General features: G+C 72.1%; 24 protein-coding genes and 2 tRNA genes. 14 read left to right on the top strand and 12 right to left on the bottom strand.

Going from position 1 to position 25931, the window contains the following annotated elements; translation table 11 throughout:
- Positions 1-103 precede the first annotated feature (103 nt).
- Entirely contained in the window at positions 104-2485 is a 2382-nt protein-coding gene (locus ACH47X_RS00615; protein WP_397400419.1) for a Tex family protein, read from the bottom strand.
- Between the two features lie 224 nt (positions 2486-2709).
- Between ACH47X_RS00615 and ACH47X_RS00610 the strand changes: the two genes are divergently transcribed.
- From ACH47X_RS00610 to ACH47X_RS00600, 3 genes are all read left to right on the top strand, one after another.
- Entirely contained in the window at positions 2710-4032 is a 1323-nt protein-coding gene (locus ACH47X_RS00610; RefSeq protein ID WP_397400417.1) for a serpin family protein, read from the top strand.
- A 115-nt stretch (positions 4033-4147) separates the two neighbouring features.
- Positions 4148-5545 carry an OFA family MFS transporter gene (locus ACH47X_RS00605; RefSeq protein ID WP_397400415.1) on the top strand — a complete coding sequence of 466 codons (1398 nt, stop codon included), beginning with the start codon at positions 4148-4150 and terminating at the stop codon, positions 5543-5545.
- Between the two features lie 2 nt (positions 5546-5547).
- Positions 5548-5694: an MFS transporter small subunit gene (locus ACH47X_RS00600; protein ID WP_397400413.1), complete on the top strand. Its 147-nt coding sequence runs from the start codon at positions 5548-5550 to the stop codon at positions 5692-5694.
- Between the two features lie 30 nt (positions 5695-5724).
- Here ACH47X_RS00600 and fdhD read toward each other — a convergent pair whose 3' ends face one another.
- A complete protein-coding gene (fdhD, locus tag ACH47X_RS00595; protein WP_397400411.1) occupies positions 5725-6627 on the bottom strand; it encodes a formate dehydrogenase accessory sulfurtransferase FdhD in 903 nt (300 codons plus the stop codon).
- Positions 6628-6852: 225 nt separating this feature from the next.
- On the opposite strand from fdhD, the gene ACH47X_RS00590 reads away from it, so the two are divergent.
- On the top strand, positions 6853-9177 hold the full coding sequence (locus ACH47X_RS00590) for an FdhF/YdeP family oxidoreductase (RefSeq protein WP_397400409.1): 2325 nt from the start codon (positions 6853-6855) through the stop codon (positions 9175-9177).
- 12 nt (positions 9178-9189) lie between these two features.
- Here ACH47X_RS00590 and ACH47X_RS00585 read toward each other — a convergent pair whose 3' ends face one another.
- On the bottom strand, positions 9190-10011 hold the full coding sequence (locus tag ACH47X_RS00585; RefSeq protein WP_397400407.1) for a MerR family transcriptional regulator: 822 nt from the start codon (positions 10009-10011) through the stop codon (positions 9190-9192).
- Positions 10012-10090: 79 nt separating this feature from the next.
- On the opposite strand from ACH47X_RS00585, the gene ACH47X_RS00580 reads away from it, so the two are divergent.
- Positions 10091-10435, top strand: coding sequence for a nuclear transport factor 2 family protein (locus tag ACH47X_RS00580; protein ID WP_397400405.1), 345 nt, complete (start codon positions 10091-10093; stop codon positions 10433-10435).
- Between the two features lie 109 nt (positions 10436-10544).
- On the top strand, positions 10545-11525 hold the full coding sequence (locus ACH47X_RS00575) for an epimerase (protein WP_397400403.1): 981 nt from the start codon (positions 10545-10547) through the stop codon (positions 11523-11525).
- Between the two features lie 97 nt (positions 11526-11622).
- Here ACH47X_RS00575 and ACH47X_RS00570 read toward each other — a convergent pair whose 3' ends face one another.
- The 3 genes from ACH47X_RS00570 to trmB all read right to left on the bottom strand — a co-directional run bounded on the left by ACH47X_RS00570 (position 11623) and on the right by trmB (position 14597).
- A complete protein-coding gene (locus ACH47X_RS00570) occupies positions 11623-13257 on the bottom strand; it encodes a cation acetate symporter (protein ID WP_397401494.1) in 1635 nt (544 codons plus the stop codon).
- A gap of 11 nt (positions 13258-13268) precedes the next feature.
- Entirely contained in the window at positions 13269-13607 is a 339-nt protein-coding gene (locus ACH47X_RS00565) for a DUF485 domain-containing protein (protein WP_036962868.1), read from the bottom strand.
- A gap of 195 nt (positions 13608-13802) precedes the next feature.
- On the bottom strand, positions 13803-14597 hold the full coding sequence (gene trmB, locus ACH47X_RS00560; protein ID WP_397400400.1) for a tRNA (guanosine(46)-N7)-methyltransferase TrmB: 795 nt from the start codon (positions 14595-14597) through the stop codon (positions 13803-13805).
- Between the two features lie 129 nt (positions 14598-14726).
- On the opposite strand from trmB, the gene ACH47X_RS00555 reads away from it, so the two are divergent.
- From ACH47X_RS00555 to ACH47X_RS00545, 3 genes are read left to right on the top strand one after another with little or no spacing between them, the layout of a single operon-like run.
- The gene (locus ACH47X_RS00555) at positions 14727-15035 is read left to right on the top strand and encodes a CopG family transcriptional regulator (RefSeq protein WP_397400398.1); all 309 of its coding nucleotides are present in this window, start codon (positions 14727-14729) and stop codon (positions 15033-15035) included.
- 2 nt (positions 15036-15037) lie between these two features.
- A complete protein-coding gene (locus ACH47X_RS00550) occupies positions 15038-15466 on the top strand; it encodes a PIN domain-containing protein (protein WP_397400396.1) in 429 nt (142 codons plus the stop codon).
- A 12-nt stretch (positions 15467-15478) separates the two neighbouring features.
- Positions 15479-15775: a hypothetical protein gene (locus ACH47X_RS00545; RefSeq protein WP_397400394.1), complete on the top strand. Its 297-nt coding sequence runs from the start codon at positions 15479-15481 to the stop codon at positions 15773-15775.
- Positions 15776-15809: 34 nt separating this feature from the next.
- On the opposite strand, the gene ACH47X_RS00540 is transcribed toward ACH47X_RS00545, so the two are convergent.
- Positions 15810-16373, bottom strand: coding sequence for a TetR/AcrR family transcriptional regulator (locus tag ACH47X_RS00540; protein WP_397400392.1), 564 nt, complete (start codon positions 16371-16373; stop codon positions 15810-15812).
- Positions 16374-16469: 96 nt separating this feature from the next.
- Between ACH47X_RS00540 and ACH47X_RS00535 the strand changes: the two genes are divergently transcribed.
- A complete protein-coding gene (locus tag ACH47X_RS00535; protein WP_397400390.1) occupies positions 16470-17471 on the top strand; it encodes an alpha/beta fold hydrolase in 1002 nt (333 codons plus the stop codon).
- Between the two features lie 110 nt (positions 17472-17581).
- Here the strand turns inward: ACH47X_RS00535 and ACH47X_RS00530 are convergent, their stop codons facing one another.
- Together ACH47X_RS00530 and ACH47X_RS00525 are read right to left on the bottom strand one after the other, a co-directional pair.
- Positions 17582-18781 (bottom strand): HupE/UreJ family protein, encoded by a 1200-nt coding sequence (locus ACH47X_RS00530; RefSeq protein ID WP_397400388.1) that lies wholly within the window; start codon positions 18779-18781, stop codon positions 17582-17584.
- A 26-nt stretch (positions 18782-18807) separates the two neighbouring features.
- Positions 18808-22314: a metallophosphoesterase gene (locus tag ACH47X_RS00525; protein ID WP_397400386.1), complete on the bottom strand. Its 3507-nt coding sequence runs from the start codon at positions 22312-22314 to the stop codon at positions 18808-18810.
- A 141-nt stretch (positions 22315-22455) separates the two neighbouring features.
- On the opposite strand from ACH47X_RS00525, the gene ACH47X_RS00520 reads away from it, so the two are divergent.
- A complete protein-coding gene (locus ACH47X_RS00520; protein ID WP_397400384.1) occupies positions 22456-22758 on the top strand; it encodes a hypothetical protein in 303 nt (100 codons plus the stop codon).
- A gap of 69 nt (positions 22759-22827) precedes the next feature.
- On the opposite strand, the gene ACH47X_RS00515 is transcribed toward ACH47X_RS00520, so the two are convergent.
- Together ACH47X_RS00515 and ACH47X_RS00510 are read right to left on the bottom strand one after the other, a co-directional pair.
- Positions 22828-22900: transfer RNA gene (locus tag ACH47X_RS00515), tRNA-Lys, on the bottom strand.
- Positions 22901-23019: 119 nt separating this feature from the next.
- A tRNA-Lys gene (locus ACH47X_RS00510) sits at positions 23020-23095 on the bottom strand.
- A gap of 116 nt (positions 23096-23211) precedes the next feature.
- Here ACH47X_RS00510 and ACH47X_RS00505 point away from each other — a divergent pair.
- Positions 23212-23772, top strand: a complete 561-nt coding sequence (locus tag ACH47X_RS00505) for a hypothetical protein (protein WP_397400382.1) — start codon at positions 23212-23214, stop codon at positions 23770-23772.
- Between the two features lie 15 nt (positions 23773-23787).
- Here ACH47X_RS00505 and ACH47X_RS00500 read toward each other — a convergent pair whose 3' ends face one another.
- On the bottom strand, positions 23788-24084 hold the full coding sequence (locus tag ACH47X_RS00500; protein WP_020013266.1) for a GroES family chaperonin: 297 nt from the start codon (positions 24082-24084) through the stop codon (positions 23788-23790).
- 150 nt (positions 24085-24234) lie between these two features.
- Here ACH47X_RS00500 and bcp point away from each other — a divergent pair, with 150 nt between their 5' ends.
- Together bcp and ACH47X_RS00490 are read left to right on the top strand one after the other, a co-directional pair.
- On the top strand, positions 24235-24717 hold the full coding sequence (bcp, locus tag ACH47X_RS00495; RefSeq protein ID WP_036962854.1) for a thioredoxin-dependent thiol peroxidase: 483 nt from the start codon (positions 24235-24237) through the stop codon (positions 24715-24717).
- Complete coding sequence (locus ACH47X_RS00490) at positions 24717-25928, top strand: acyl-CoA dehydrogenase family protein (protein ID WP_397400380.1); 1212 nt, start codon at positions 24717-24719, stop codon at positions 25926-25928. Before bcp ends, ACH47X_RS00490 begins: the two co-directional genes overlap by 1 nt.
- The last annotated feature ends 3 nt before the right edge of the window (positions 25929-25931 follow it).

Here is a 25931-nt window from a genome sequence, read left to right as displayed (position 1 = left end):
TAAAGCACCCTGACAGCGCCAACGTAGGGTTGGTCGCCCCATCAGACGTCATGCGGCGACCAACCCTACGTTCGAGCACCTCGCGGGCAGCGCCCGCGGCGCGTCAGGCCAGGCCCGCGCGGCGGAGGGCATCCGCCATGGCGGTGTCCGCCGGGGCCGGGCGCCCGCGGCCGCCCTGTCCGCCCTGACCACGCTGGCCGCCCTGGCCGCCCTGGCCCTGACCTCGGCCCCCGCGACCCTCGCCACCGCCCGGGCGCCCCCCGCGCTGACCGCCGCCGGAGCTTCCCGAGCTGCGGCCGCCGGGGGCCGCGCCGACCTCGTCGTCCAGCCGCAGGGTCAGGGAGACCCGCTTGCGCGGGAGGTCGACGTCCAGGACCTTCACCTTGACGATGTCGCCGGACTTCACGACCTCGCGCGGGTCGCTGACGAAGTTCTTGGACATGGCCGAGACGTGCACGAGCCCGTCCTGGTGCACGCCGATGTCCACGAACGCGCCGAACGCGGCGACGTTGGTGACCTGCCCCTCCAGCACCATGCCGGGCACCAGGTCGCCCAGGGTCTCGACGCCGTCCGCGAAGGACGCCGTGGTGAACGCCGGACGCGGGTCGCGACCAGGCTTCTCCAGCTCCGCGAAGATGTCGGTCACGGTGGGCAGACCGAACGTCTCGTCCACGAACTGGGTGGGCTTCAGCGTGCGCAGGGCGCCGCCGTTCCCGATCAGCGCCTGCACGTCCGCGCCCGACGCCGTCACGATGCGCCGCGCCAGCGGGTACGCCTCGGGGTGCACCGACGACGCGTCCAGCGGTTCGTCGCCCCCGGAGACCTTGAGGAAGCCCGCGCACTGCTCGAACGCCTTGGGGCCCAGGCGCGGTACGTTCTTCAGCGCCGCACGCGACGCGTACGGGCCGTTGGCGTCCCGGTGGGCCACGATGTTCTCCGCGAGCGTCGAGGTGATGCCCGAGACGCGCGACAGCAGCGGCACCGACGCCGTGTTGAGGTCCACGCCGACGCCGTTGACGCAGTCCTCCACCACGGCGTCCAGCGACCGCGACAGCTTGGTCTCGGTGATGTCGTGCTGGTACTGGCCCACGCCGATCGACTTGGGATCGATCTTCACGAGCTCGGCGAGCGGGTCCTGGAGGCGGCGCGCGATCGAGACGGCGCCCCGGATGGACACGTCCAGGTCGGGCAGCTCCGCACTCGCGTAGGCGGACGCCGAGTACACGGACGCGCCGGCCTCGGACACGACCGCCTTGGTCAGGCCGAGCTCCGGCACCTTCTTCATCAGTTCGGCGGCCAGCCGCTCGGTCTCGCGCGATGCCGTGCCGTTGCCGATCGCGACCAGGTCCACCTGATGCTTCTGGGCGAGCCGGGCCAGCACGGCCAGCGACTCGTCCCAGCGGTTGGCCGGCTGGTGCGGGTAGATGGTCGCGTGCTCCACGACCTTGCCCGTGGCGTCGACGACGGCGACCTTGACGCCCGTGCGCAGGCCCGGGTCGAGGCCCATCGTGGCCCGCGTGCCGGCGGGCGCCGCGAGCAGCAGGTCGCGCAGGTTCGCGGCGAAGACGCGCACCGCCTCGTCCTCCGCCTCGGAGCGCAGCCGCAGCCGCACGTCGATGCCGAGGTGCACCAGGATCTTGGTGCGCCAGGCCCAGCGGACCGTGTCGTTCAGCCAGCGGTCGGCCGGGCGGCCCTGGTTGGCGATGCCGAACTGGTGCGCGATCGTGCCCTCGTACGACGTCGGCACGCCGGCCTCGATGCCCTCCTCGGGCTCGATCGTCAGGTCCAGCACGTCCTCCTTCTCGCCCCGGAACAGGGCGAGCACACGGTGCGAGGGCAGGCTGGACAGGGCCTCGGCGAACTCGAAGTAGTCCGAGAACTTGGCGCCCTTGTCCTGCGCGCCGTCGCGGACGGCGGACAGCATGCGCCCGCGCTTCCACAGCCGCTCGCGCAGGGTGCCGATCAGGTCGGCGTCCTCCCCCATGCGCTCCACGAGGATCGCCCGGGCGCCGTCGAGCGCCGCGGCGGCGTCGGCCACGCCCCTGTCGGCGTCGACGTACGGGCCCGCCGTCTCCTGCGGGTCCAGCGACGGGTCGCCGAGCAGGGCGTCGGCGAGCGGCTCCAGGCCGGCCTCGCGCGCGATCTGCGCCTTGGTGCGCCGCTTGGGCTTGTAGGGGAGGTAGATGTCCTCCAGACGCGACTTGGTCTCCGCCGCCAGGATCTGGGCCCGCAGCTCGTCCGTGAGCTTGCCCTGCTCCTGCACCGACGCCAGGATCGCCGCGCGCCGCTCCTCGAGCTCGCGCAGGTACCGCAGCCGCTCCTCGAGGGTGCGCAGCTGCGCGTCGTCGAGGGTGCCCGTCACCTCCTTGCGGTAGCGGGCGATGAACGGCACGGTCGCGCCGCCGTCGAGCAGGTCGACGGCCGCGGTCACCTGCCCCTCCCGAACGCCCAGCTCCTCAGCGATGCGCTGGTTGATACTTGCCAACGTCCTGTACCTCACTTCAGGGGTCGAGACCCAGCCGGATGGTCGGGACAGATTGTGCCCGGCGCCACCGACATCTGTCGCATCCGCCCGCGCGTGTCAGGCCTCCGGGTCACCCGGGTGACCTGTGGGTCTGACCCGGACGTGGGTGCAAGGCCGGGGCGGTTGGCGACATATCCGGAGCAGGACCCGCCCGCGAGCGCGGGCCCCCGAACCGGAGGATTCCCGTGCAGCATCGCCCCAGGACCGTCAGCCCCAGCACCGCCCCGCACCGCGCACGTCGTCGGGCGGCGGCCGCGACGTCGGCCGCCGCGGCCGCCGCCCTCGCCCTGACCGGTTGCGCCCCGGCCGCCGACGAGGGCCTGGTGCGCTCCGACACCGCGCGCGTCGTCGTCGCCCCCGCGGACGCGGCCGCCGGGCCGGACGCCGTCGCCGCGACCGAGGAGCTCGGCCTGCTCGCCCTGCGCGCGACGGCGGAGCCGAAGGAGAACGCCCTGGTCTCCCCCGCGTCCCTGTCCTTCGCCCTGGCCCTGCTGGCCGAGGGGGCGCGCGGCGAGACCGCCACGACCCTGGACGCGGCGCTCGGTGCCGCCGGCGAGGAACGCACGTCCGCCTACAACGCCCTGCAGGGCGAGCTGGCGAAGCACGACGGCGACCCCGCCGTCGTGCAGGACGACGAGCTCCCCGAACGCCCCGTGCTGCACCTGGCCGACCAGGCGGTGCTCGACGACGAGCTGACCGTCGAGCCGGACTACCTCGACGCGCTCGCGTCCGCGTTCGACGCCGGCGTGCAGCGCACCGACCTGGGCGGCGGTGAGGGCAAGAAGGTGCTCGACTCCTGGGTGAACCACCACACCGGCGGGCTGATCGAGGAGTCGGCGATCGAGCCCGACCCGTCGCTGCGTCTGGTGCTGCAGAACGCGATCCTGCTCGCGGCGCGCTGGCAGAGCCCGTTCGACGAGGCGTCGACCGGCGACCAGGACTTCACCGGACCGGGCGGCACCGCCCCGACCGAGATGCTGCGCGGCACGCGGCCGTGGGCCTACGCCGAGAGCGACGGCTGGGCCGCGGTCCGCCTCCCCTACGCCGAGGCGTTCCACGCGGACCTCCTGCTGCCGCCGGAGGGCACCGACCCGGCCGACGTCGACCCCGGGACGCTGACCACCCTCACCACCGCGCTCGACGACGCCGCGCCCCAGGTGGTCGAGCTCACCATGCCGACGCTGGAGCTCGAGCCGCCCACGCTCGACCTGGCCCCGGCCCTGGAGCGGGCGGGTCTCGCCGGCCTGTACGACTCCCCCGACCTGTCGGGCATCAGCACCGCCGAGCAGCTCCGGGTGAGCCAGGTGCTGCAGCAGGCCCACCTGAACCTGGACGAGGATGGCACCGTCGCGGCGGCCGTCACCGAGATCGCCGCCGAGGCGACCAGCGCCATGCCCGAGGAGCCTGCCGTCCGCATGACGGTCGACCGCCCCTACCTGCTCCGGATCGCGCACACCGAGACCCGCCTGCCCCTGTTCCTGGCCGCCGTGCGCAGCCCGCAGCACTGAGCCGGCCGCGCCTGCGCAGACCATTGACCCGGGCATCCAGCGCCAGTAGCGTGCGCACGCAAACGGGAGAAACCGCACCTCGTGCGTCTGATCCCCTGAGCACGAGGAGGTGCGCATGGCGCTGTCGTTCCTCGACCGCGAGCACACGGTGGCAAAGCCCGGCTACAGCAGGTGGCTCATCCCGCCGGCCGCGCTGGCCATCCATCTGTGCATCGGCCAGGCGTACGCCACCAGCGTCTACAAGAGCGCGCTGGTCGCCCACTTCGAGTCGAGCCTCACCGCGATCGGCGTCATCTTCTCGATCGCCATCGTCATGCTCGGCCTCTCGGCCGCCGTGCTGGGCACCTGGGTGGAGCGGGCCGGGCCCCGCGCCGCGATGTTCGCGTCGGCCTGTTTCTGGGCCTCCGGGTTCCTCGTCGGGGCGCTCGGCATCGCGACGTCGCAGCTGTGGCTGGTCTACGTCGGGTACGGGTTCATCGGTGGCATCGGGCTGGGCATCGGCTACATCTCGCCGGTGTCCACGCTGATCAAGTGGTTCCCCGACCGGCCGGGCCTGGCCACGGGCATGGCCATCATGGGTTTCGGCGGCGGCGCGCTCATCGCCTCGCCGCTGTCCCGCCAGCTCATGGCCGGTTACGACAGCGGCTACGACCCGGCCGACCCCACCTCCGTGGCCTCGGGCAGCGCCGTCACCTCGCTCTTCGTGACCCTGGGCATCGCGTACTTCCTGGTGATGATGCTGGGCGTGTTCACGGTGAAGGTCCCGCCGCCCGGCTGGACGCCCGCGGGGTTCGACGCCGCCGCCGTCGCCGCCAAGCCGATGGTCTCGACCGCGAACGTCTCCGCGGCGAACGCGATCAGGACCCCGCAGTTCTGGTTCCTGTGGACCGTGCTGTTCTGCAACGTGACGGCGGGCATCGGCATCCTGGAGCAGGCGGCGCCCATGATCCAGGACTTCTTCCGCCAGGACGGCATGTCCTCGGTCGCGCCGGCGACGGCGGCCGGGTTCGTGGCGTTCCTGTCCCTGTTCAACATGGCGGGGCGCTTCGTGTGGTCCTCCACGTCGGACTACATCGGCCGCAAGCCCACCTACGTCATGTACCTGGGCGTCGGCATGGTCATGTACGTGCTCCTGGCGACGGTCGGCCACACGTCCACCGTGATCTTCGTGCTGGTGGCGGCCGTGATCCTGTCCTTCTACGGCGGCGGCTTCGCCACCGTGCCCGCATACCTGCGCGACCTGTTCGGCACCTTCCAGGTGGGCGCGATCCACGGCCGCCTGCTCACCGCGTGGTCGGCCGCGGGCGTCGCCGGGCCGCTGATCATCAACGGCTTCCTGGATGCCCAGGGCACGCCGGGAGAGCTCGTCGCGGCCGACTACCGGCCCGCGCTGTTCACCATGGTGGCCGTGCTCGCGGTCGGCTTCGTGGCCAACGCCCTGGTCCGCCCGGTCGCGGCGCGCTTCCACGAGCGGCCGGGCCGCACGGACGAGTTCGCCGAAGGAAAGGTGTGACCATGGCCGAGCAGACCCCCGAACCGGCCCCGCAGCCGCCGTCGAACCAGATACCCCGGCTGATCCTCACCTGGGCCGTGGTGACCGTGCCGCTGGCCTACGGCCTGTTCCAGACGGTCCGGAGCGTCATCCCGCTGTTCACGGGGTGAGGCTCAGACACGGGGCGACCGGGCCGCGCGTCACCGCAGCCGGTCGGCCCGCGTGTAGACGTTCATCGAGTCGCCGCGGACGAACCCCAGCAGGGTCAGGCCGCACTCCTCGGCCAGGTCCACGGCGAGGGTCGACGGCGCCGAGATCGCGGACAGCACGGGGATCCCGGCCCGCGCGGCCTTCTGCACCAGCTCGAACGACGCCCGCCCGCTGACCTGGAGCACCGTCCCGGCAGCGGGCAGGGCGCCGTCGCGCAGCGCGGCTCCCACCACCTTGTCGACGGCGTTGTGCCGGCCCACGTCCTCGCGCACGTACAGCGGCTCGCCGTCGGCGGTGAACAGGCCCGCGGCATGCAGGCCACCCGTGCGGTCGAAGGCGCGCTGCCGCTCGCGGAGCAGGTCGGGCAGGGCTGCGATCACGTCGGCGCCCACGGTGACGGTGTCGCGCGCGACCGGCCAGCGCAGCGCGGCCCGTACCTCGACCACGGTGTCCGACCCGCAGACCCCGCACGCGCTGGTCGTCGCGAACGCGCGCTGCCGCGGGGGCTCGACGCCGGCCGCGAGCGCCACCTCGACCGTGTTGTCCTCGTCGGGGCACAGCCGCATCCCCGCGATGTCCTCGCGCGCCGTGACGGCGCCCTCCGAGACGAGCCAGCCGGCGACCAGGTCGAAGTCGTCGCCGGGGGTGCGCATCGTGACGGTGAGTGTGCTCCCCGCGGGCGGGGCGCCCGGCAGGACGCCGTCCGGCAGCACCCCGCCGACCGGGACCACGCCCGCCCGGACCGCGCCGAGCGCCCGCGCACGGCCGACCAGAGCACCTGGCCCGACCAGCCGGACCATGAGCGGTTCCTCGACGGCGAGCGTGTCCGGACGCGCCGCGCGGGCGCCCTCGCGGACGCGCACCACGCGCCGTCGGTCGGTGACGACTCCCATGCCGCCAGTCTCGCACCGCTTTCGCCCACCGCCGAGACCGATATGTCCACCAGTACGCACGGACGCCCCCGAGGTTCTGTTCAAGCCACGATGCTGCAACGTTTCAAGCTGGTTCCTGCGGGCAGTGGTTCGTGGTCTGAACAGAACCTCAGGAGCAAACCGCGACCCCTGACCGATATGTCCACAGCCTCCACATGCGGTTGACTCCGGCGTAGGGTCAGGAGGGTGACCGACGTGAGCGACGAAGCCCGTACCGACGCCCCCGAGCAGACCCTGCGCGTCGGACCGCCCAAGACGGCCGCCGCGGGCGTTCCCGGGGTGGTCCACGGCCTGGCGCACGTGTTCGAGGAGGCCGGCGTGGCGCGCGGCCTGCGCACGCTGCCCCTGATCAACCAGCAGCGCGGGTTCGACTGCCCGGGCTGTGCCTGGCCCGAGCCGGGCAAGCCGCACCTCGCCGAGTTCTGCGAGAACGGCGCCAAGGCGGTGGCCGAGGAGGCCACCCGCAAGCGCGCGGACGCGGAGTTCTTCGCCGAGCACGCGATCTCGGAGCTGGCCACCTGGACCGACCACCGGCTGGGCAAGTCGGGGCGGATCACGGAGCCGATGCTGCGCGACGAGGGCGCCGACCACTACCGGCCGGTCTCCTGGGACGAGGCCCTGGACCTGGTCGCCGGCGAGCTGCGCGGGCTGGGCTCCCCGGACGAGGCGGCGTTCTACACGTCGGGCCGCACCAGCAACGAGGCCGCGTTCCTCTACCAGCTCCTCGCGCGCAAGCTCGGCACGAACAACCTCCCCGACTGCTCGAACATGTGCCACGAGTCGTCCGGCACCGCCCTGGTCGAGACGCTGGGCATCGGCAAGGGCAGCGTGTCGCTGGAGGACATCACCGACCACGCGGACCTGATCGTCGTCGTCGGGCAGAACCCCGGGACCAACCACCCGCGCATGCTCACGGCGCTGGAGGAGGCCAAGGATCGCGGGGCGCGGATCGTGGCGATCAACCCGCTGCCCGAGGCCGGGCTGCAGACCTTCAAGAACCCGCAGCGGGTGCGCGGCGTCGTGGGGCAGGGCACCAAGCTCGCCGACCGGTTCCTCCAGGTCCGCCTCGCGGGCGACCTGGCCCTGTTCCAGGCGGTGAACCGCCTGCTGGTCGAGGCCGACGACGACGCGCGCACCGCCGGGCACGCCCCCGTGCTGGACCACGAGTTCATCGCGCAGCACACCTCCGGGTTCCCGGAGGCGGCGGCCGCCTGGCGCGCCGTCGACCAGGCCGACGTCGAGCGGGCGACCGGCCTGGACTGGGCGGAGATCGAGGCGTTCGTCGACGACGTGAAGGCCGCCGACCGCATCATCGTCTGCTGGGCGATGGGCCTGACCCAGCACAAGCAGGCTGTGGCGACCATCCGTGAGGTGGTGAGCTTCCTGCTGCTGCGCGGCAACGTGGGCCGCCCTGGCGCGGGCGCCTGCCCCGTCCGCGGCCACAGCAACGTGCAGGGCGACCGCACCATGGGCATCTGGGAGCGGCCCACCGAGCTCTTCCTGGACGCGCTGGCCACGGAGTTCGGCTTCGAGCCGCCGCGCGCCCACGGGTACGACGTCGTCGACACGGTCCGGGCGCTGCGCGACGGGCACCTCAGGGTCTTCATGGCGGTGGGCGGCAACTTCGCCGCGGCCACGCCGGACAGCGCGGTCACGGAGGCCGCGCTGCGCGAGGTGCCGCTCACGGTGCACGTCTCGACCAAGCTGAACCGCTCCCACGTGCTGCCCGGCAAGCGGTCGCTGGTGCTGCCCTGCTTCGGCCGCACCGAGCGGGACATGACGGGCGGGCGCGAGCAGGTCGTCACCGTCGAGGACTCGATGAGCGTGGTGCACACGTCGCGCGGCCGGCTGGCCCCGGTCTCGGACAGCCTGCGCAGCGAGACCGCCATCCTGTGCGACCTGGCCCGCCGCACGCTCGGCCCGGACGACCCGACGCCGTGGGAGGAGTTCGCCGCCGACTACTCGCGGATCCGCGACTCGATCTCGCGCGTGGTCCCGGGCTTCGAGGACTTCGAGCGCCGGGTCTCCGAGCCCGGCGGGTTCGTGCTGCCGCACCCGCCGCGCGACGCCCGCCTGTTCCCGACGTCGACCGGCAAGGCCAACTTCACCGTCAACGAGCTCGAGATCGTCCAGGTGCCGGAGGGCCGGCTGCTGCTGCAGACCGTCCGCTCCCACGACCAGTTCAACACCACGGTCTACGGCCTCGACGACCGCTACCGCGGCGTGAAGAACGGGCGGCGCGTCGTGTTCGTCCACCCGGACGACCTGGCCGCCGGCGGGATCGCCGACGGCGACACCGTGAACCTGATCAGCGAGTGGCCGGGGCAGGACGGCGAGGTCGGCGAGCGCCGCGCGGAGGGCTTCCGCGCCGTCTCGTTCCCGACGGCGCGGGGCTGCGCGGCGGCGTACTTCCCGGAGACGAACGTGCTGGTGCCCCTGGACCACACGGCGGACCAGAGCAACACCCCGGCCTCGAAGTCGGTGGTGATCCGCCTGGAGCCCGCTCGCTGAGCGGGCCGGTGGTCACGGGGTGAGGCGGAAGACCGGCCAGGCCACCTCGGTGCGCCACGCGGAACGGTCCGGCGTGTCGGCCGGGGTGACCAGGTACGTCTCGTGCACGGGTCCGTCGACGGCGAGGGCGTGCTCGACGACCCAGGCCCCGAGCCGCCCGTAGGTGACGTCGATGTCGTCGTGCGGGCCACGGTGAACGACGGTGGCGAGCTCCGCGGCGGGGAGTTCGACGGGCCGCACCCGGCCGTGCTCCGGCGGGTCCGCCACCGGCCGGTACACCAGCACCGGGCCGCGGCCGTCCCGGAACAGCGCGTTGTCGTAGTGGCCGCCCGCCGGCCCGAGCGGCTCGTGCCCGGCCAGGGCCCCGTCCAGCTCGGTCATGGCGTCCGCGTACCAGGTCAGCACCTCGTCGTGCGCGACGTCGCCGGCGACCGCCGCGACCAGCCGGGCCGGCTCCGCGCGCAGCACGACGTCCGGCGGCGCCGCCGGGTCGAGCAGCCGGCGCAGGGAGACGACGGCGGCCCGGGTCCGGTCCAGCTCGGCCTCCAGGCGGTGGAGGTGGCCGGCGACCAGCCCGGCCCGCGCGTCGGCGTCGGACGTGGCGAGGATCTGCCGCACCTCGGCCAGCGGCACGTCCAGCTCGCGCAGGCGGTGGATCACCTGCGCCTGCGGGATCTGCGCGGCCGTGTAGTACCGGTAGCCACTGAAGGGGTCCACCCGGTCCGGCTCCAGCAGCCCGGACTCGTGGTAGCGCCGCAGGGTGCGGACGCTCAGGTGGGTGAGCTCGGCGAACTCGCCGATCGTCAGGCTTCGGGTCAACGCACCACTGGTCACGGCACCACTGTGCACCCTCGCCCGGACCTTCGCGGCGGGGCTTGACCCTCTCCCTGCGGGAGACCCGAGCCTGGGGAGCATGCACACCGAAGAGAACCCGACGCTGCCCGCCGTCCTGACCGCGCACCTCGCGGCGCACGAGGCCCGTGACGCCGAGCGTGAGCTCGCCTGCTATGCGGCCGACGCCGTCGTCACCGACGATGGCCGCACCTACCGGGGCGTGGCCGAGATCCGCGCCTGGCTGTCGCGTGCGGCGAGCGAGTACACGTACACCAGCGAGCTCACCGACGTCCGACAGGACGGGGCCGACCGCTGGACAGCCGTCCGTCACCTGGAGGGCGACTTCCCGGGCGGGGTGGTCGACCTCCGGTACCGCTACACCCTGACGGGCGACCGGATCGCGGAGCTGACGATCGCCCCCTGACCCCACCCCCTAGTTGAGTGCTGGCTATTTGTCGGACCGAGGCCCGCCGAGCAGCACATACCCAGCACTCAACGGTCGCAGCGGGGAGGGCGGCCGATACGCTGCAACGATGACCGAGGCGAAGCGGGCCGTCGTGGCGGGTTGGACCGGGTTCATCGGGCGGGCGCTCGTCGACGACCTCGCGACGCGGGGTTACGACGTCGCACGCGTCGGCCGCGGCGGACCCGACGTGCGGTGGTCCGACGACCCCGCGGCCCTCCGGGACGTGGTGGACGGCGCCGACCTGCTGGTCAACCTCGCCGGCAAGAGCGTGGGCTGCCGGTACACGGACCCGAACCGCGACGAGATCCTGCGGTCCCGGGTCGAGACCACCCGGCAGCTGCACGACGCCGTCACAACCTGCGCCCGTCCCCCGCGGCTGTGGCTCAACGCGAGCACCGCCACGATCTACCGGTACGCGCTCGACCGGCCGCAGACCGAGGACGGCGGCGAGCTCGGCGCCGGGTTCTCCGTGGACGTCGCGCGGAGCTGGGAGCACGCGTTCTTCGCGGGACCGCTGCCGGAGACCCGACGGGTCGCCCTGCGCATGGCGATCGTGCTCGGCGGCCCGGCGTCCGACATGCTCGCGCGGCTGGCACGGTTCGGCGTGGGCGGACCGCAGCTCGACGGGTGGTGGTTCCAGCACCACCGCTACCGCGGCATCGGCGACTCGCCGACGGGCGGCCCCGTGCCGGTGCACCACAGCGACGGCCGGCAGAAGTTCTCGTGGATCCACGTCGACGACGTGCTGCGGGCCGTCCGGTTCCTGGAGCAACACGAGGAGATCTCGGGACCCGTCAATCTCGCCGCGCCACACCCGGTCGACAACCGGACCCTGATGGCCGAGCTGCGCCGGGCGACCCGCATGCCGCTGGGCATCCCGGCGCCGCGCTGGCTGCTGGAGCCTGCCGTGTGGGTGCTGCGCAACGAGGCGGAACTGGTGCTCAAGAGCCGCTGGGTGCTGCCCGAGCGGCTCACCGACGCCGGTTTCGACTTCCGCTGGCCCGCGCTCGCGCCGGCGATCGACGACGTCGTCCGCCACCGCTCCTGACGCCCGGTACCGCCCCACCCCTTCGTCGAGTGCTGGCTATCGGCGGGCCTGAGGCCCGCCGACCGACGAACAGTCAGCACTCGACGAAGGGGGTGGGTCAGTGCGCGGTGGCCTTCTCGGCGCCCGCGCCCGTCAGGGAGCGGACCTCCATCTCGGCGTACTTCTCCGGGTGCGACTGCTCCTTGCTCAGGTACGTGCCGACGATGCCGAGCAGGAACGCGAGCGGGATGGTCACGATGCCCGGGTTGTCGAGCGGGAACCAGTGGAAGTCGATGTCCGGGTTGCTGATCATCGACTTGCTGAGCCCGGTGACCGGGTCGGCCGGCTTCCCCGAGACGACCGGGGAGAAGATGATCAGGACAACGGTCGAGATCAGGCCGCCGTAGATGCTCCAGAGCGCGCCCGAGGTGTTGAACCGCTTCCAGAACAGCGAGTAGATGATGGTCGGCAGGTTCGCCGCCGCCGCGACGCAGAACGCCAGCGCCACGAGGAACGCGATGTTCTGCCCGTTGGCGAAGATCCCGCCGATGATCGCGATGATGCCGATGACGACCACGGTCCAGCGGGCCACGCGGACCTCGCCGTCGGGCGACACCTGCCCCTTCTTGATGATCGAGGCGTAGATGTCGTGCGAGAAGCTCGCAGCCGCCGTGATCGTCAGACCGGCCACCACCGCGAGGATGGTCGCGAAGGCGACCGCCGCGATGATGCCGAGCAGGATCTCGCCGCCGAGCTCGAACGCGAGCAGCGGTGCCGCCGAGTTCTGTCCGCCCGGCGCCGCCAGGATCGCCTCCGGACCCACCAGGGCGCCCGCGCCGTACCCGAGCACCAGGGTGAACAGGTAGAAGATGCCGATCAGCCAGATGGCCACGACCACCGACTTCCGGGCCTCCTTGGCCGACGGCACCGTGTAGAAGCGCATCAGCACGTGCGGCAGGCCCGCGGTGCCGAGCACCAGGGCCAGGGCGAGCGACAGGAAGTCGAGCTGCGAGATCGCCGAGGCCCCGTACTGCAGGCCCGGTTCGAGGATCGCCTCGCCGTTCTCGCCGGCCATGTTCACGGCCTCCTGCATGACGGCGGACAGGTTGAAGCCGAACCGCGCGAGCACCCAGATCGTCATCGCGCCGGCGCCCAGGATGAGCAGCGTCGCCTTGATGATCTGCACCCACGTGGTGCCCTTCATGCCGCCCACCAGCACGTACAGGATCATGAGGGCGCCCACGACGGCGATGACCAGGCCCTGGCCGCCCTTGTCCGTGATACCGAGGAGCAGGGCGACGAGCCCGCCCGCGCCGGCCATCTGGGCCAGCAGGTAGAAGAACACGACCGCGAGCGTGGACAGCGCCGCCGCCATGCGGATGGGCCGCTGCTTGAGCCGGAACGACAGCACGTCGGCCATCGTGAACTTGCCGGTGTTGCGCAGCAGCTCGGCGACCAGCAGCAGGGCCACCAGCCAGGCCACGAGGAAGCCGATCGAGTACAGGAAGCCGTCGTAGCCGTTGACGGCGATGGCGCCCGCGATGCCGAGGAAGCTCGCGGCCGACAGGTAGTCGCCCGCGATCGCGGTGCCGTTCTGCGTGCCGGTGAAGTTGCGGCCGCCGGCGTAGAAGTCGGCGGCGCTCTTGTTCTGCCGCGAGACGCGGAAGACGACGATGAGCGTGACCACCACGAACGCCGCGAAGATGCCGATGTTGATCCAGGTGTTGCCGACGTTGGTCGCCGCCGCGGCCATGACTGTCCCGTTCACAGCTCGCCCTCCTCGATCTCCTCGCGCAAGGCCTGGGCCCGGGCGTCGAACTTGTTGTTGGCCCACCGCGCGTAGAGCGTGGTGATGACGAACGTGGACACGAACTGCAGCAGCCCGAAGATCAGACCCACCGTGATGGTGCCGGCCACCCGGATGCTCATGAACTCGTGCGCGTACGTGCTCATGAGCGCGTACAGCAAGTACCAGACGAGGAACAGCGCCGTCATCGGGAAGACGAAGTTCCGGAAGGCCTTGCGGAGGCTCTGGAACTCTTCCGATCTCTCGACGCGTTGGTAATCGGTTTCTGCAGACCCTGAAGCTTGTACGTCACTCATGACGCCTCCATTGGCTCATGGGGGCGCGCGCTCTGCCGCGGCCCGGTGTGCGCATCTCGCACCCGGCCCAATGTGCCGCACCTCACACGTTTGGGGCAAACAGATCAGACGGCGCGTTCAGCGACTTGACCAAGTCGTTACACACGGCGCGGCTTTCACCCGCTCGCCGACGGGAACCGGCAGGTCAGCGCAAGATCAGCGCCGGACGTACGCCAGGTCCGCGATCTCGCGCCCGGCGTCGTGCGCCTTGCGCTCGAACCCCGTCAGTACCCGCCGCTCGAACCGCGGGGCGCGGGCACCCGGGCCGTGCGCGTTGACGAGGTTCTCGTCGGCCTCCAGGACCTCGATCATCTGCTCGGCGTACTCGGCCCAGTCGGTCGCGAGGCGGAGGGTCCCGCCCGGCCGCAGCACGCGCACCGCGAGCGCCGCGAACTCGGCGGTCACCAGGCGGCGCTTGTGGTGCCGGGCCTTGTGCCACGGGTCCGGGAAGAAGACCCAGAGCTCGTCCACGGAGCCGGCCGGGACCGTGGTGTCGAGCAGCTCGGCCGCGTTGGCCTGCACGAGGCGCAGGTTGGGCAGCCCGTCCCGGCCCAGGGCGGTGCCGGCACGCTCGGCGCGGGCGATCGTGTGCACCAGCCCGGGCTGGTAGACCTCGACCGCGAGGTAGTCCCGCCCGGGATCGGTCGAGGCCGCGCCGACGACGGCGTCCCCCAGGCCGGAGCCGATCTCCACGACCAGCGGGGCCGTACGCCCGAAGATCGCCGCGGCGTCGAGCACGTACCCCGGGTGCACGGACGTGCGGGCGATGGCTCGCGGCACGTCGACCACGTAGGCCGTGCGACGTTCTGCCCAGAGCCGCTTCTGCTTGTCCGTGAGCCGGCCGGACCGGCGCACGAACGACACCGGCTTGGTCCGGAACCCCGAGAGGTCGAGCGGGGTCTCGGTGTCCTGGCGCGCGGTGTCGGGCTGGGCGGAAGCGGGCTGACTCACGGGAAAAGCGTACGAGGTCGCGGGCGGACGTTGCGTATCCGCACTGATTCCCGGCCCGACGCGCGGCCCCGCGGGCGCACCGGGCAGGCTGGGCGCAGCCGCCTCGCCAACCACTCCCAGGAGCCGCACATGCTCGCCATCGCCCCTGTCACAGAACCGGTCATAGACGTATGGCAGAGATACCATACGGACATGGCGCTCAAACGGACCACGGTCTACCTCGATGAGAACGACCTTCGGGACCTCAAGATCGCCGCTGCCCGACGCGGTGTCAGCGAGGCAGAGATCATTCGGGAGGGGGTGCGCCACGCTCTCCTCCGGAACCGCGTGTGGGACGAGCCCGTCAACCTGCCCCTGGTCTCGAGCGGCGACCCGACCTTCGCGGCACGAACGGACGAGATCCTCGACTCGATGAACCTGGAGTCGGACGCGGAATGATCGTGGTCGCCGACACGTCAGGCCTCATCGCGGCGATCGACACGGACTCCCCGGAGCACGAAGGCGCTCGTGGCGTCGTCGACCACGCGAGCACCATCCTCGTCCCACCCGTCGTCCTCGCCGAGCTCGACCACCTTGTCACCCGGCGATTCGGCCGTGGCGTCGCCGCCAGCCTGATGGACGAGATCATCCGCCAGGCCGAGTCAGGGCGGTTCATCGTCACCCCGCTGGCCGTTGACGCACTACGTGCAGCGCGGGCCGTGCAGGCTCGATATGACGACCTCGACCTCGACCTCACTGATGCCGTCATCGCCGTCGTCGCACGGGACAACTACACGAACGCGGTCCTGACGCTCGATCGTCGGGACTTCCGCGCCATTCGTCCGCTCACCGATGACAAAGCATTCCGTGTCCTGCCCGACGACCTCTGATCGGAAGCGCCCATGACCGACCGCGCCCCCTGCTCGCGCGTCGAGCTCGACGGACGGCGGGTCGTCGTCGACCTCTCCGCCACGGAGGCCGACCGGCTCGGCACCATGGCGGCGCGCAGCGGAGTCGGCGGGCCGGAGCTGGTGCTCGGGTGGATCCGGCGCGGGCTGCTCGACGGCCCGGCCCGGGACACGCGCGCCTGGGACGGACCCGTCGACCGGGGCGCGCGGCAGGCACGGGACGTCGAGGTCGCCCGGCACGCCGAAGAGGCCTTCCGGGACCTGTTCGGCAGCCCGGACCGGCCGGACTGAGAGCCGCGCATCGGCCGGGCCGCACGGCGTCCGGTCAGCCCGTGCCCACCTCCGCCTCCAGCATCCCCACGGCCTCGGCCGGCTCCAGGTCCCGGACCAGCACCCGCAGGGTCAGGCCGTCCGCCAGCGCCAGCAGCCGCCGGGCCTGCGTGAGCGCGACCTCCGCACCCACGCCGCGGTCGGCGGTGATCAGCCGTGCGCACTCGTCCTCCGCGCCGCGCCGCGCCTCGGCCAGCACCTGGCGGACGGCGGCGTCGTTGATCGACTTCGCCACGTAGGCGTACCAGACGCTGACACCGATGCGCCCGGCGTCGTCCCGCGGGATCTGCTGGGTCATGACGTGCAGCAGGCGCTCGCGCGGGGCGGCGTCGGCCGCCTCCTGGTAGCCGCCGTAGGCGCGGTCGACGAGGGCGGTGCAGCCGGCCAGGACGAGGGCGTCCTTGGTGCCGAAGTAGTGCTGGATGCGGCCCATCGAGACGCCGGCCTCGGCGGCGACGTGCCGCAGGCTGACGCCCTCGATCCCCTGCTCGGCGATGACCAGCCAGAGGGCGAAGACGATCTCCCACCGGCGTTCCTCGTGGTCCACGACTCTCGGCATGGACCCAGGGTAACAATGCGGTCGCATCGCTACCTGTTACGATGCGAGTGCATTGCAAAACCGACCGTCGCTGAACGCCCGCTCGTGGAGGAACCGATGCGCGACCGCACCACCGGCCCCAAGCGCCGCCGCTGGCCGACCGCCCTGCTGGCCGTCGTCGCGGCCGTGTCCACGAGCGGTCTCGTGCTGCTCGTCGCCGCGGGCGGCCCCGGCGTCGGCCACTTCCGCACCCCCGAGGCTCGCCAGGCCTACGCGGACGCGTACGCCGACGCGCTCGGCCGCCTGCCCGAGCCCACCGCGACGCACGACGTCGCCACCAGCTTCGGCACGGTCCGTGCCTACGCCTGGGTGCACGCGGACAACCCCGACGCGACGCCCGTCGTCCTGCTGCCGGGCCGCTCGGCCGCAACCCCGATGTGGGCCGAGAACCTGCCCGACTACATCGAGCACCGGACGGTCTACGCGTTCGACACGCTCGGCGACACCGGCCTGTCGGAGCAGACCGTCGCGATGCGCGACGTCGCCGACGCGGCGCGCTGGGTGGACGAGGCGCTGGCCGGCCTCGACCTCGGCCGGGTCCACCTCGTGGGGCACTCGCAGGGCGGCGGGCTGGCGGCGGCCGTGGCGGTGCGGCACCCGGACCGGCTGGCGAGCCTCACGCTGCTGGAGCCCGTCATGACGCTGGGCATGATGCCGCTCTCCGTCGTCCTCACGACCATCCCCGTCTCGCTGCCGTTCTTCCCGCAGTCGTGGCGGGAGTCGGCGCTCAACCGGATCGGGGGCGTGTCGGACGACGAGGTGGACCCCGACGACCCGCTGGCCCGGATGATCTCGGTGGGTTCCGAGAGCTACAGCTCGTCGGGCCTGCCCAACCCCAGCCTGCTGACCGACGCGCAGCTGGAGGCGCTGCCGATGCCGGTGTACGTGGCGATCGCGAGCGACTCCTCGCTGGCGGGCGGCGAGGCGGCGGCCGAGAAGGCCCGGCTCATCCCGGACGCGCAGGTCAAGATCTGGCCGGACACCACGCACTCGCTGCCCATGCAGGTGGCCCCGGCCCTAGACGCGGAACTGGAGACGTTCTGGTCCGCACACGAGTAGGCCGCCTTGATTCAGACCCGTCGAACGTAGGGTTGGTCGCCGCATGAGCGCTCATGCGGCGACTAACCCTACGTTCGGCGGATCCCGCGACCGGGCCTACGGTCGGGCACTCAGAACGCCAGCCGCTCCACCACCCACCACAGCGCCACCGCCGCGATCACCGCGCAGCCGGCGCCCAGCGTCCAGCGGGCCGTGCGCGGGGCCTTGACCCGGAGCAGCACCAGCAGCGGGAACACCAGCGCGATGATGCCGAGCTGCACCGCCTCGATACCCACGTTGAACGACAGCAGCGACCACAGCAGGGTCCACGACCAGGCCGCGTCGATGCCGAGCGCCCCCGCGAACCCGACGCCGTGCACCAGCCCGAAGACGAACACCACGGGCAGTCGCCACCGGTCCCAGGCGCCACGCTCGTCGCGGCTCCCGGCCGGACCGCTCCAGCGCAGGGCGTCCCGCACCGGGCCCGACGCCGCCCCACCCCGCCGGATCAGCACCAGGTCGACCACCGCCACCACGGCGATCGACGCCGCGATCACCGGCTCGACCACGATCGACGGCACGGACACCACGCCGAGGGCCGCGAGCAGGAACGTCACCGAGTGCGCCACGGTGAACGCTGTGGCCGTCAGGACGACGTCGCGCAGCCGCCGCGACCCGATCAGCAGTGCCAGCAGGAACAGCACGTGGTCGATGCCGAACAGCAGGTGCTCGCCGCCCAGTACGAAGAACTCGCCGACCTGCCTGAGCAGCCGGTTCTCCCCTGTCGTCAGGGTGGGCGACGCCGCGGTGAGCACCGCGGAGCCGTCCTCGTCGTCGAGCGAGTACCGGATGATCGTCTCGGTCGAGTGCACGAACGACTCCGCGTCCGGGAAGAGCGCGCTCGAGACCTCGTGCACGCCCTCGGGCTCGCCGTCGCACGAGAACGTGTAGGCCAGGGACGCGTACGCCCGCTCGCCGCGCTCCACGAGGTCGACGCCGGAGAGCGCCGGCGCGCACGGCTCGCCGTCGTACGTGACCACGAAGCGGTCGGTGACGTACCCGTCCACCTCGGCCTCGTGCTCGCCGAGCTGGGCGAGCTGGTCCGCGCGGTCCGTGGCCTCGTACGCCTCCGCCCGGAGCCACGCGGACTTCATCAGCAGGTCGTACTCGAGATCGAGCACGGCTGCGACGTCCGGCCCGGCGCCCTCCGGCCCGGAGGACGACGGCGCCGTGGTCACCTCCGCGTACACGTCGCTGGTCGCGTCGTGCGCCCAGGCGGTCTGCCCGACGGCGGGGCTGCTCAGCACTGCGAGCAGCCCCGCCAGGGCCACGGTGCGTCCGCGAAGAGGGCCGAGCCTCAACGCCGCGCCGTGGTGAAGTACGCCGGCGACGCCGTCGCCGTGCCGCCACCCGGTGTGCGGGCCGTGACGAACCAGGCGTAGGTGCGGTCCGGCTTGAGGCCCGACCAGCGGACCGAGGCGACCTCGCCGGAGGCCACGGTGTCCCGGCCGATCTCGTCCACCGGGTCGTACAGCACCACCGAGTCGGTGCTGAACGACGTCGTGCGGGAGGTCAGGTCGACCGGCAGCACCATGTTGTCCTCGAGCCCGTTGTAGCGGTGCTCGGTGTCGTACTCCGTGGCGCCGAACTCGCCCAGCAGCGGCGAGTAGGTGTCGATGGAGACCTCGCCGCGGTCGACGTCGAACTGCAGCATGCGGAAGAACGAGGCGCCGAACTGGAGCTGGTCGGCGGGGTCGTACCCGCCGATCTCGGTAAGCCCGAGCTGGCCGGCGGACACCGTGTAGAACTGGTAGTCCGCGAGCAGCTCGACCACGCCGCCGCCGATGTCGCCGACCACGGGCGGGCGCACGTTGGTGCCCACGCCGTGCCGGTGCCCGGCGAGCACCATGAACACGTTCGGGTTGTCCTTGACGAGCAGGTTGTACAGCAGCGGCCCGTCGGGCCCACCGAAGTTGGCGCCGCGCCCGTCGGGCGACGCGGACGGCTCCAGGTAGTCGTGCGTCAGCAGGATGCCGTTGCGGTCGGAGTACCGGTCGAAGATCGACGCCGCCCACTCGGCCTCGTCCCGCGTCACGCCGTAGGACAGGCCCACCACCACGAAGTCCAGGCCGCCGGCCGAGAACAGGTCGTAGTGGTTCTCGTTGGAGCCGGGCTCCATGACGCCGCCGTAGGACGCGTCCTCCCAGTCCTCGGACAGCGCCTCGTACCGGTCCGGGCCGAAGTACTCGTTGTAGAGCGTCGCGTCGGTACCCGACTGGTTGTCGTGGTTACCGGCCACGACGCCGTTCGGGATGCCTGCGGCGTCGATCCGGGCCTGCGCCTGGGACGCGAACTCGAACTCGCCGACGACCTGGTCCTCGAGCTCCTCCGGGAACGCGCGGATGTTGGTCTCGGTGATGTCGCCGGTGTGCGCCACGTAGGCGATCTTGCGCTCGTCGGCGTTGTCGACGATCCAGTCCATGACGCCGTTGTAGCCCTGTGCCCAGACGGCCCGCTCCTCGGGGGTCTCCTGCTCCACGGCGCCCTCGGTGAGGTACTGGGTGTCCGTGTAGTGCACCATCGAGAAGTCGTAGTCGTCGGGGTCCTCGAACCGGTCCTTGTCGCCGGCGTCGATGTCGTCGGCGAAGGGGTCCTCGCCCGTGACCATGGCGTGCACCGTGCCACGGTCCACGTAGTCGCGGGACACCGTGCCCTCCAGGACGGTGCCGCCCTCGACCGCGCCACGCCCGGAGGCGACGACGTCCCAGGTGTCGGTGTCCGGGTTCCAGGCCCGCAGGCTGACCAGGCGCGCCGGGTCGGCCGTACCCTCCCAGCGCAGCACGGGCGCCTGGACCTTGCCGCGGACCGGCACGTCGAACCGCTGGTAGGTCACGTCACCCGAGGCCAGGGAGTCCACGGACTTCCCGTCGCCCGGCTCGAGCCCCCTGGTACCCAGCTTCTTCTCGCCGCGCGTGGACAGCGTGGTCGGCACCTGCGCCGACCGGCCCTGCCAGGCCTTGTTCGGGGTCAGGATCTCCGCCGCGGAGAAGTGCGCGGTGACCTTCCCGCCGTCGGGCTCGGCGAGCTTCGCCTCCAGCGTGGCCGTGCGGCCCACACCCTTCGTGCCCGACGCCGGGGCGACGTCGGCGGGGACGTCCGGGATGCCGGCGCTGACGAACGCGATCTCGTGGGTGACCTCGTTGCCGAGGCCGTCCGTGGCGGACACCTCGAGCGTGTGCTCGCCCGCGGACAGGCCCGGGCCGACCCGGCCGCCCAGGGCGATCTCGTCGCCGTCGAGCGTGACGTCCGGGCCCTCGACCACGCCGGAGGCGTCGTCCAGCGCGACCGCGAGCGCCACGGCCGAGGTGAGCCGGTCGCCGTCCGCGGGAGTCGCGGAGACCAGCGCGGGGCCGGAGTTGTCCGTGAACAGCGCGCGGGTGGCGGTCTCGCCCGTGGTCGAGGTCGCCGCGAGCTCGTGCTCGCCGTCGGCCAGGGTGGCGGTGTCGACGTCGGCGCGCAGGCCGCGCGCGGGGGCGTCGACCGTGAAGGTGACGGTGATCTCGCGCAGGGCGGTGCCGCTGGAGCCGCAGGTGCCGTCGCCCATGGCGTAGGAGGGCTTGAGCCCGACGCCGGTCGCGGTGCCCGCGGCGGGCGTCAGCGCGAGTTTGGAGATGGTGAAGTCGTCGCGGTTGCAGTCGCCCGCGAACGTGCCGGTCACGACCTTGACCGTGTTGTCACCGGGGCGCAGCCACTCGTTCGGGACCGGGACGTCGGCGCGCCGGCTCGCGTACGAGCCGCCCAGCGGCATCTCGATACCGTTGACGACCAGCAGGTTCGCGGCCTTGCCGTCGACGGCGTTCGAGCCCACGTCGAACGAGAAGGCCGCGTCGCCGGCCCCGAGCGTGTCGGTGGTCTCGACGGCGTCGCCGTCGACCGTGAGCCCGGCCGTGGCTCCGTCGCCGTCGGCCGGGCGGGCGCCCGTGACGGTGACCGTGCCGTTGGTCAGCGTGCCGTCGACCGGGGTCAGGCGCGGGGCGCCGGCGGGCGCGTTGTTCACGCGGACCTCGTGCGCGGTCTTGTCGCCGGACGCCGTGGTGGCCTCGATCGTGTGGGCGCCGTTGGTCAGCGTGGTGGTGTCGAGGTCGGCGCTCAGGCCGGTGGTGCCCCGCGGGTCGCCCTGGACGAAGAACGACAGCTCGGCGCGCAGCAGCAGGCTCGTGTTGCTGCCGCAGCTGCCGTCGCCGAACGAGTAGGTGTACTCGTTCTCCTCGCCGTCGGCAAGCTCGCCGAGGGGCTCCAGCGTGAAGTCGGAGAGCACGAAGTCGTCGTGGTTCACGCCACAGCTGGTCTCGATGGTGCCCGCGACCACCTCGACCGTGTTCTCACCGGTCACGAGGTACTCGTCGGGCACCTCCAGCTCGACGCGCTGGCTCACGGCGTCGGGCAGGTAGATGGGCGCCGAGCCGTTGACGACCACGTAGTTCTTGTAGCGTGCCTCGGTCGAGTTGGTACCGACCGTGTAGCCGAGCACGGACGAGCCGAGGGTCTCCGTGGCGCCCGGGACGTCCTTGCCGTCGACGGTCAGGTGCGCGACGTCGTCCCCGGGCGCGACCGGCTCGGCCGCCACGGGCACGGTGCCCTCGAGGAACTCGCCGTCGTCGGGCGTGAGGATCGGGGCGCCCGGCGTCGGGGCCGCCGGCTCGTGCGGGGCGGTGGCCGCCGGGCCGGCGGCGGGGGCGGTGTCCGCGGGGGCGGCGGACGACGACGTCGCGACCCACCCCGTCATGGCGAGCGTCGCGGCCGTGACCGCCGCGACGAGGCCGGCCTGCTGCCGGCCGCGCTGTTTCCTGGTGACTGGCCGCATGGCCGTCCTCCCTGTGGTTCGTGAGGTGGACGGCTCCGAGCACGCCCGGAGGACAAACCTGGCCGGGTCGGGTGAACTCCACGGGTGCAGAAGGCAACAACCGGACAAATTGTGGGCGCCTGAGAGTCCTACGCTCGGACCATGACGAACCACGACGAGGAGATCCGGCTGTGCTGCCTGCTGTGGGCACGGCCGGGCCAGGAGGCGGCCCTGACGGCCTACGAGGACAAGGTGCTGGCCCTGGTCCCGGAGCACGGCGGGGCGGTACTCCAGCGTGCGGCGTCCGACGGCGCGGCCGGCCGGCCGCACGAGGTGCAGATCTACCGGTTCGCCGGCCAGGCGGAGCTCGACGGGTACCTCGCCGACCCGCGCCGCACGGAGCTGACCGCGGAGCGGGACCGGGTCGTGGCACGGACCGAGCTGTTCCCGGTCGAGCTGCTCTGATCGGGCAGGCTCGGCCCGGTCGCGGGAACGACGAAGGCCCCCACCGTGGTGGGGGCCTTCGTCAGGTTGTGCGCCATCTAGGACTTGAACCTAGAACCCGCTGATTAAGAGTCAGCTGCTCTGCCAATTGAGCTAATGGCGCCTGCGACGGGAAGATTACCAGGGTCTGGGACCCTCGGCGCACCGATTTCTGCGCCTCACGAACGGACGTGATCCACCCTGCCGCCAGAGGACGAGAAGGGGGCCGCGAAGCCGTCGTGCTGGTGCGCCATCAGGGACTCGAACCCCGAACCCGCTGATTAAGAGTCAGCTGCTCTGCCTATTGAGCTAATGGCGCGCAACGGAGAGAAACACTACCAGGACCAGGGGCGTCACCGGTAACCGAACGAGCGGGCCCGCCCTGTGAACTGCACGACAGCCGGACAGGGCCGGCCGCCGCTACGCTCCGGCACCATGACCGTCACCGGTACCGGCACGAGTCCCGTGGCAGATGCCGCGGCGCGGCCCGAACAGGCAGTACTCCTGCGACGAGTGCGAGCCTGGCTGATCGTCTTCATCATCGGCCTGGTGCTGAGCGGCGTCACGGCGTTCCCGTTGACGACGGAGGTCAGGTGGGGCCACGAGCTCCTCCTCGCGTGGGGCGTGGATGCCTGGCTGCCGGGCCTCGTCGACTGGTTCGCCCGTGTCCGCGAAGGGCTGGACGTCACGTCCCGGAACTACCCGTTCATCGCGTACGGCACGGACTGGCTCGCGTTCGCGCACCTCGTCATCGCCGTCGCCTTCTGGGGCCCGTTCCGTGACCCGGTCCGCAACGTGTGGGTCATCGACTTCGGGTTGATCGCGTGCGCAGCAATCATCCCGCTCGCTCTGATCGCCGGACCGGTCCGGGACATCCCGTGGGGATGGAGCCTCATCGACATGTCGTTCGGCGTCTTCGGTGCGATCCCGCTGCTGCTCGTGCGCCGCATGATCAAGCGCCTGGAGGTCCTGCAGGCCGGGGCAGGGGCAGCCTGACCTTGCAGTCCCCGCCTACAGGTAGAGCCCGGTAGAGCCGTCCGCCTCGTCGCTCTCGGCGACGCCGTGCACGTCGCGCTCGCGCAGCAGCACGTAGTCCGTGCCGGCCAGGTCCACCTCGGCGCGGTCCTCCGGGTCGAAGAGCACGCGGTCGCCGACGTCGACCTGACGCACGTGCTCACCCTTCGCCACGACGGTCGCCCAGGCGAGCCGCTTGGGGCCGACGGCGGTCGCCGGGATCACGAGGCCGGCCGTGGACTGCCGTTCCGCGGAGTCCGTCTCGGGCTCGACCAGGAGCCGGTCGTGCAGCATGCGGATCGGGAGGTTTCGGGGCTTCGTCACGGAGTCGGCAGTAGCGGGGGTGCTCACGGGATCAACGCTACGCGACTGCCGCGCGAGGTTGTCCACAGGGGTGTGGCACCCGTGCCACGGAGCGGCCCCGGGGCGGCTAACGTTACGGGCATGACGACTCGCCTCGAGCCCGGGGACAAGGCTCCCGACTTCACCCTCCCGACCGCCGACGGCGCCTCCGTCAGCCTCGCCGACCTGGCGAAGAGCACCGACAAGGGCGTCATCGTGTACTTCTACCCGGCCGCCGCGACGCCGGGGTGCACCAAGGAGGCGTGCGACTTCCGCGACTCGGAGGCATCGCTGCTGGGCGCCGGCTACGCCGTCGTCGGCATCTCCCCCGACAAGGTGGCCAAGCTGGCCAAGTTCGCGGAGTCCGAGGCGCTGACGTTCCCGCTCGCGTCCGACGAGGACCACGCGACGCTGGAGGCGTACGGCGCCTGGGGCGAGAAGCAGAACTACGGCAAGACGTACGTGGGCGTGATCCGCTCCACGGTCGTGGTGAACCCGGACCTGACGGTCGCCGAGTCGTTCTACAACGTCAAGGCGACGGGCCACGTGGCGCGGATCCGCAAGGTGCTGGGGCTCGACTCCTAGTGGGATCGCCGGCCGACCTGCTCGACCTCGACGCCGAGCTCAGCGACACCGAGCTCGCCACGCGCGACCGCGTGCGGGAGTTCGTGGACCGCCGCGTGCGCCCGGACATCGCGCGGTGGTTCGCCGACGCGCACTTCCCGCGCGAGCTCGTCCCGGAGCTGGGCGCGCTCGGGGTGCTCGGCATGCACCTGGACGGCTACGGCTGCGCGGGGCGGTCCGCCGTCGAGTACGGGCTGGCGGCGCAGGAGCTGGAGGCCGGCGACTCCGGCATCCGCACGTTCGTCTCGGTGCAGGGTTCGCTGGCGATGTCCGCGATCCACAAGCACGGCTCCGAGGCCCAGAAGCAGCAGTGGCTGCCGCGCATGGCGACGGGCGAGGTCGTGGGCTGCTTCGGGCTGACCGAGCCGGGCGCCGGGTCCGACCCGGCGAGCATGACCACGCGCGCCCGCTTCGAGCCCGGCTCGGAGGGCGGCGACGCCGGCGGCGAGTGGGTCCTGGACGGCGCCAAGCGGTGGATCGGCATGGCCTCGTTCGCCGACGTCGCCGTCATCTGGGCCAAGGTGCGCGAGCCCCAGGCCGACGGCGGCGAGCGGGACCGCGTGCGCGGGTTCGTCGTGCCGACGTCGACCCCCGGGTTCTCGGCGGTGCCGATCGAACCCAAGCTGTCGATGCGCGCGTCCGTGCAGTGCGACGTCACGCTGGAGGGCGTGCGGCTGCCGGCGGACGCGATCCTGCCGGAGCACCCGGGCCTGGCCGGACCGTTCGCCTGCCTCGACGAGGCGCGGTACGGCATCGTGTGGGGCGCGGTCGGCGCGGCCCGGGACGCTTTCGAGGCCGCCCTGGCCTACGCACAGGGGCGCGAGCAGTTCGGCACGCCGATCGCAGGGTTCCAGCTCACGCAGGCCAAGCTCGTCGACATGGCGCTGGAGATCACCAAGGCGCAGCTCATGGCGCTGCGCCTGGGCCGGCTCAAGGACGCCGGGCGGCTGGAGGGGCACATGATCTCTGCGGGCAAGCTCAACAACGCCCGCATCGCGATCGAGGTCTGCCGCGCCGCCCGAACGGTGCTGGGCGGTAACGGCGTGACTCTCGACCACTCGCCGATGCGGCACGCCAGCAACCTGGAGTCGGTGCGCACCTACGAGGGCACCGACGAGGTGCACACGCTCGTGCTGGGCCGGCACCTCACGGGGATCGCCGCGTTCCGCTGACCT

The sequence above is a fragment of the Promicromonospora kroppenstedtii genome (assembly GCF_044389675.1).
GTDB classification, from domain to species: Bacteria; Actinomycetota; Actinomycetes; order Actinomycetales; family Cellulomonadaceae; genus Promicromonospora; species Promicromonospora kroppenstedtii.
Note: the sequence above shows the minus strand (reverse complement) of the source record. Positions and strands in the feature narration are given on the sequence as shown.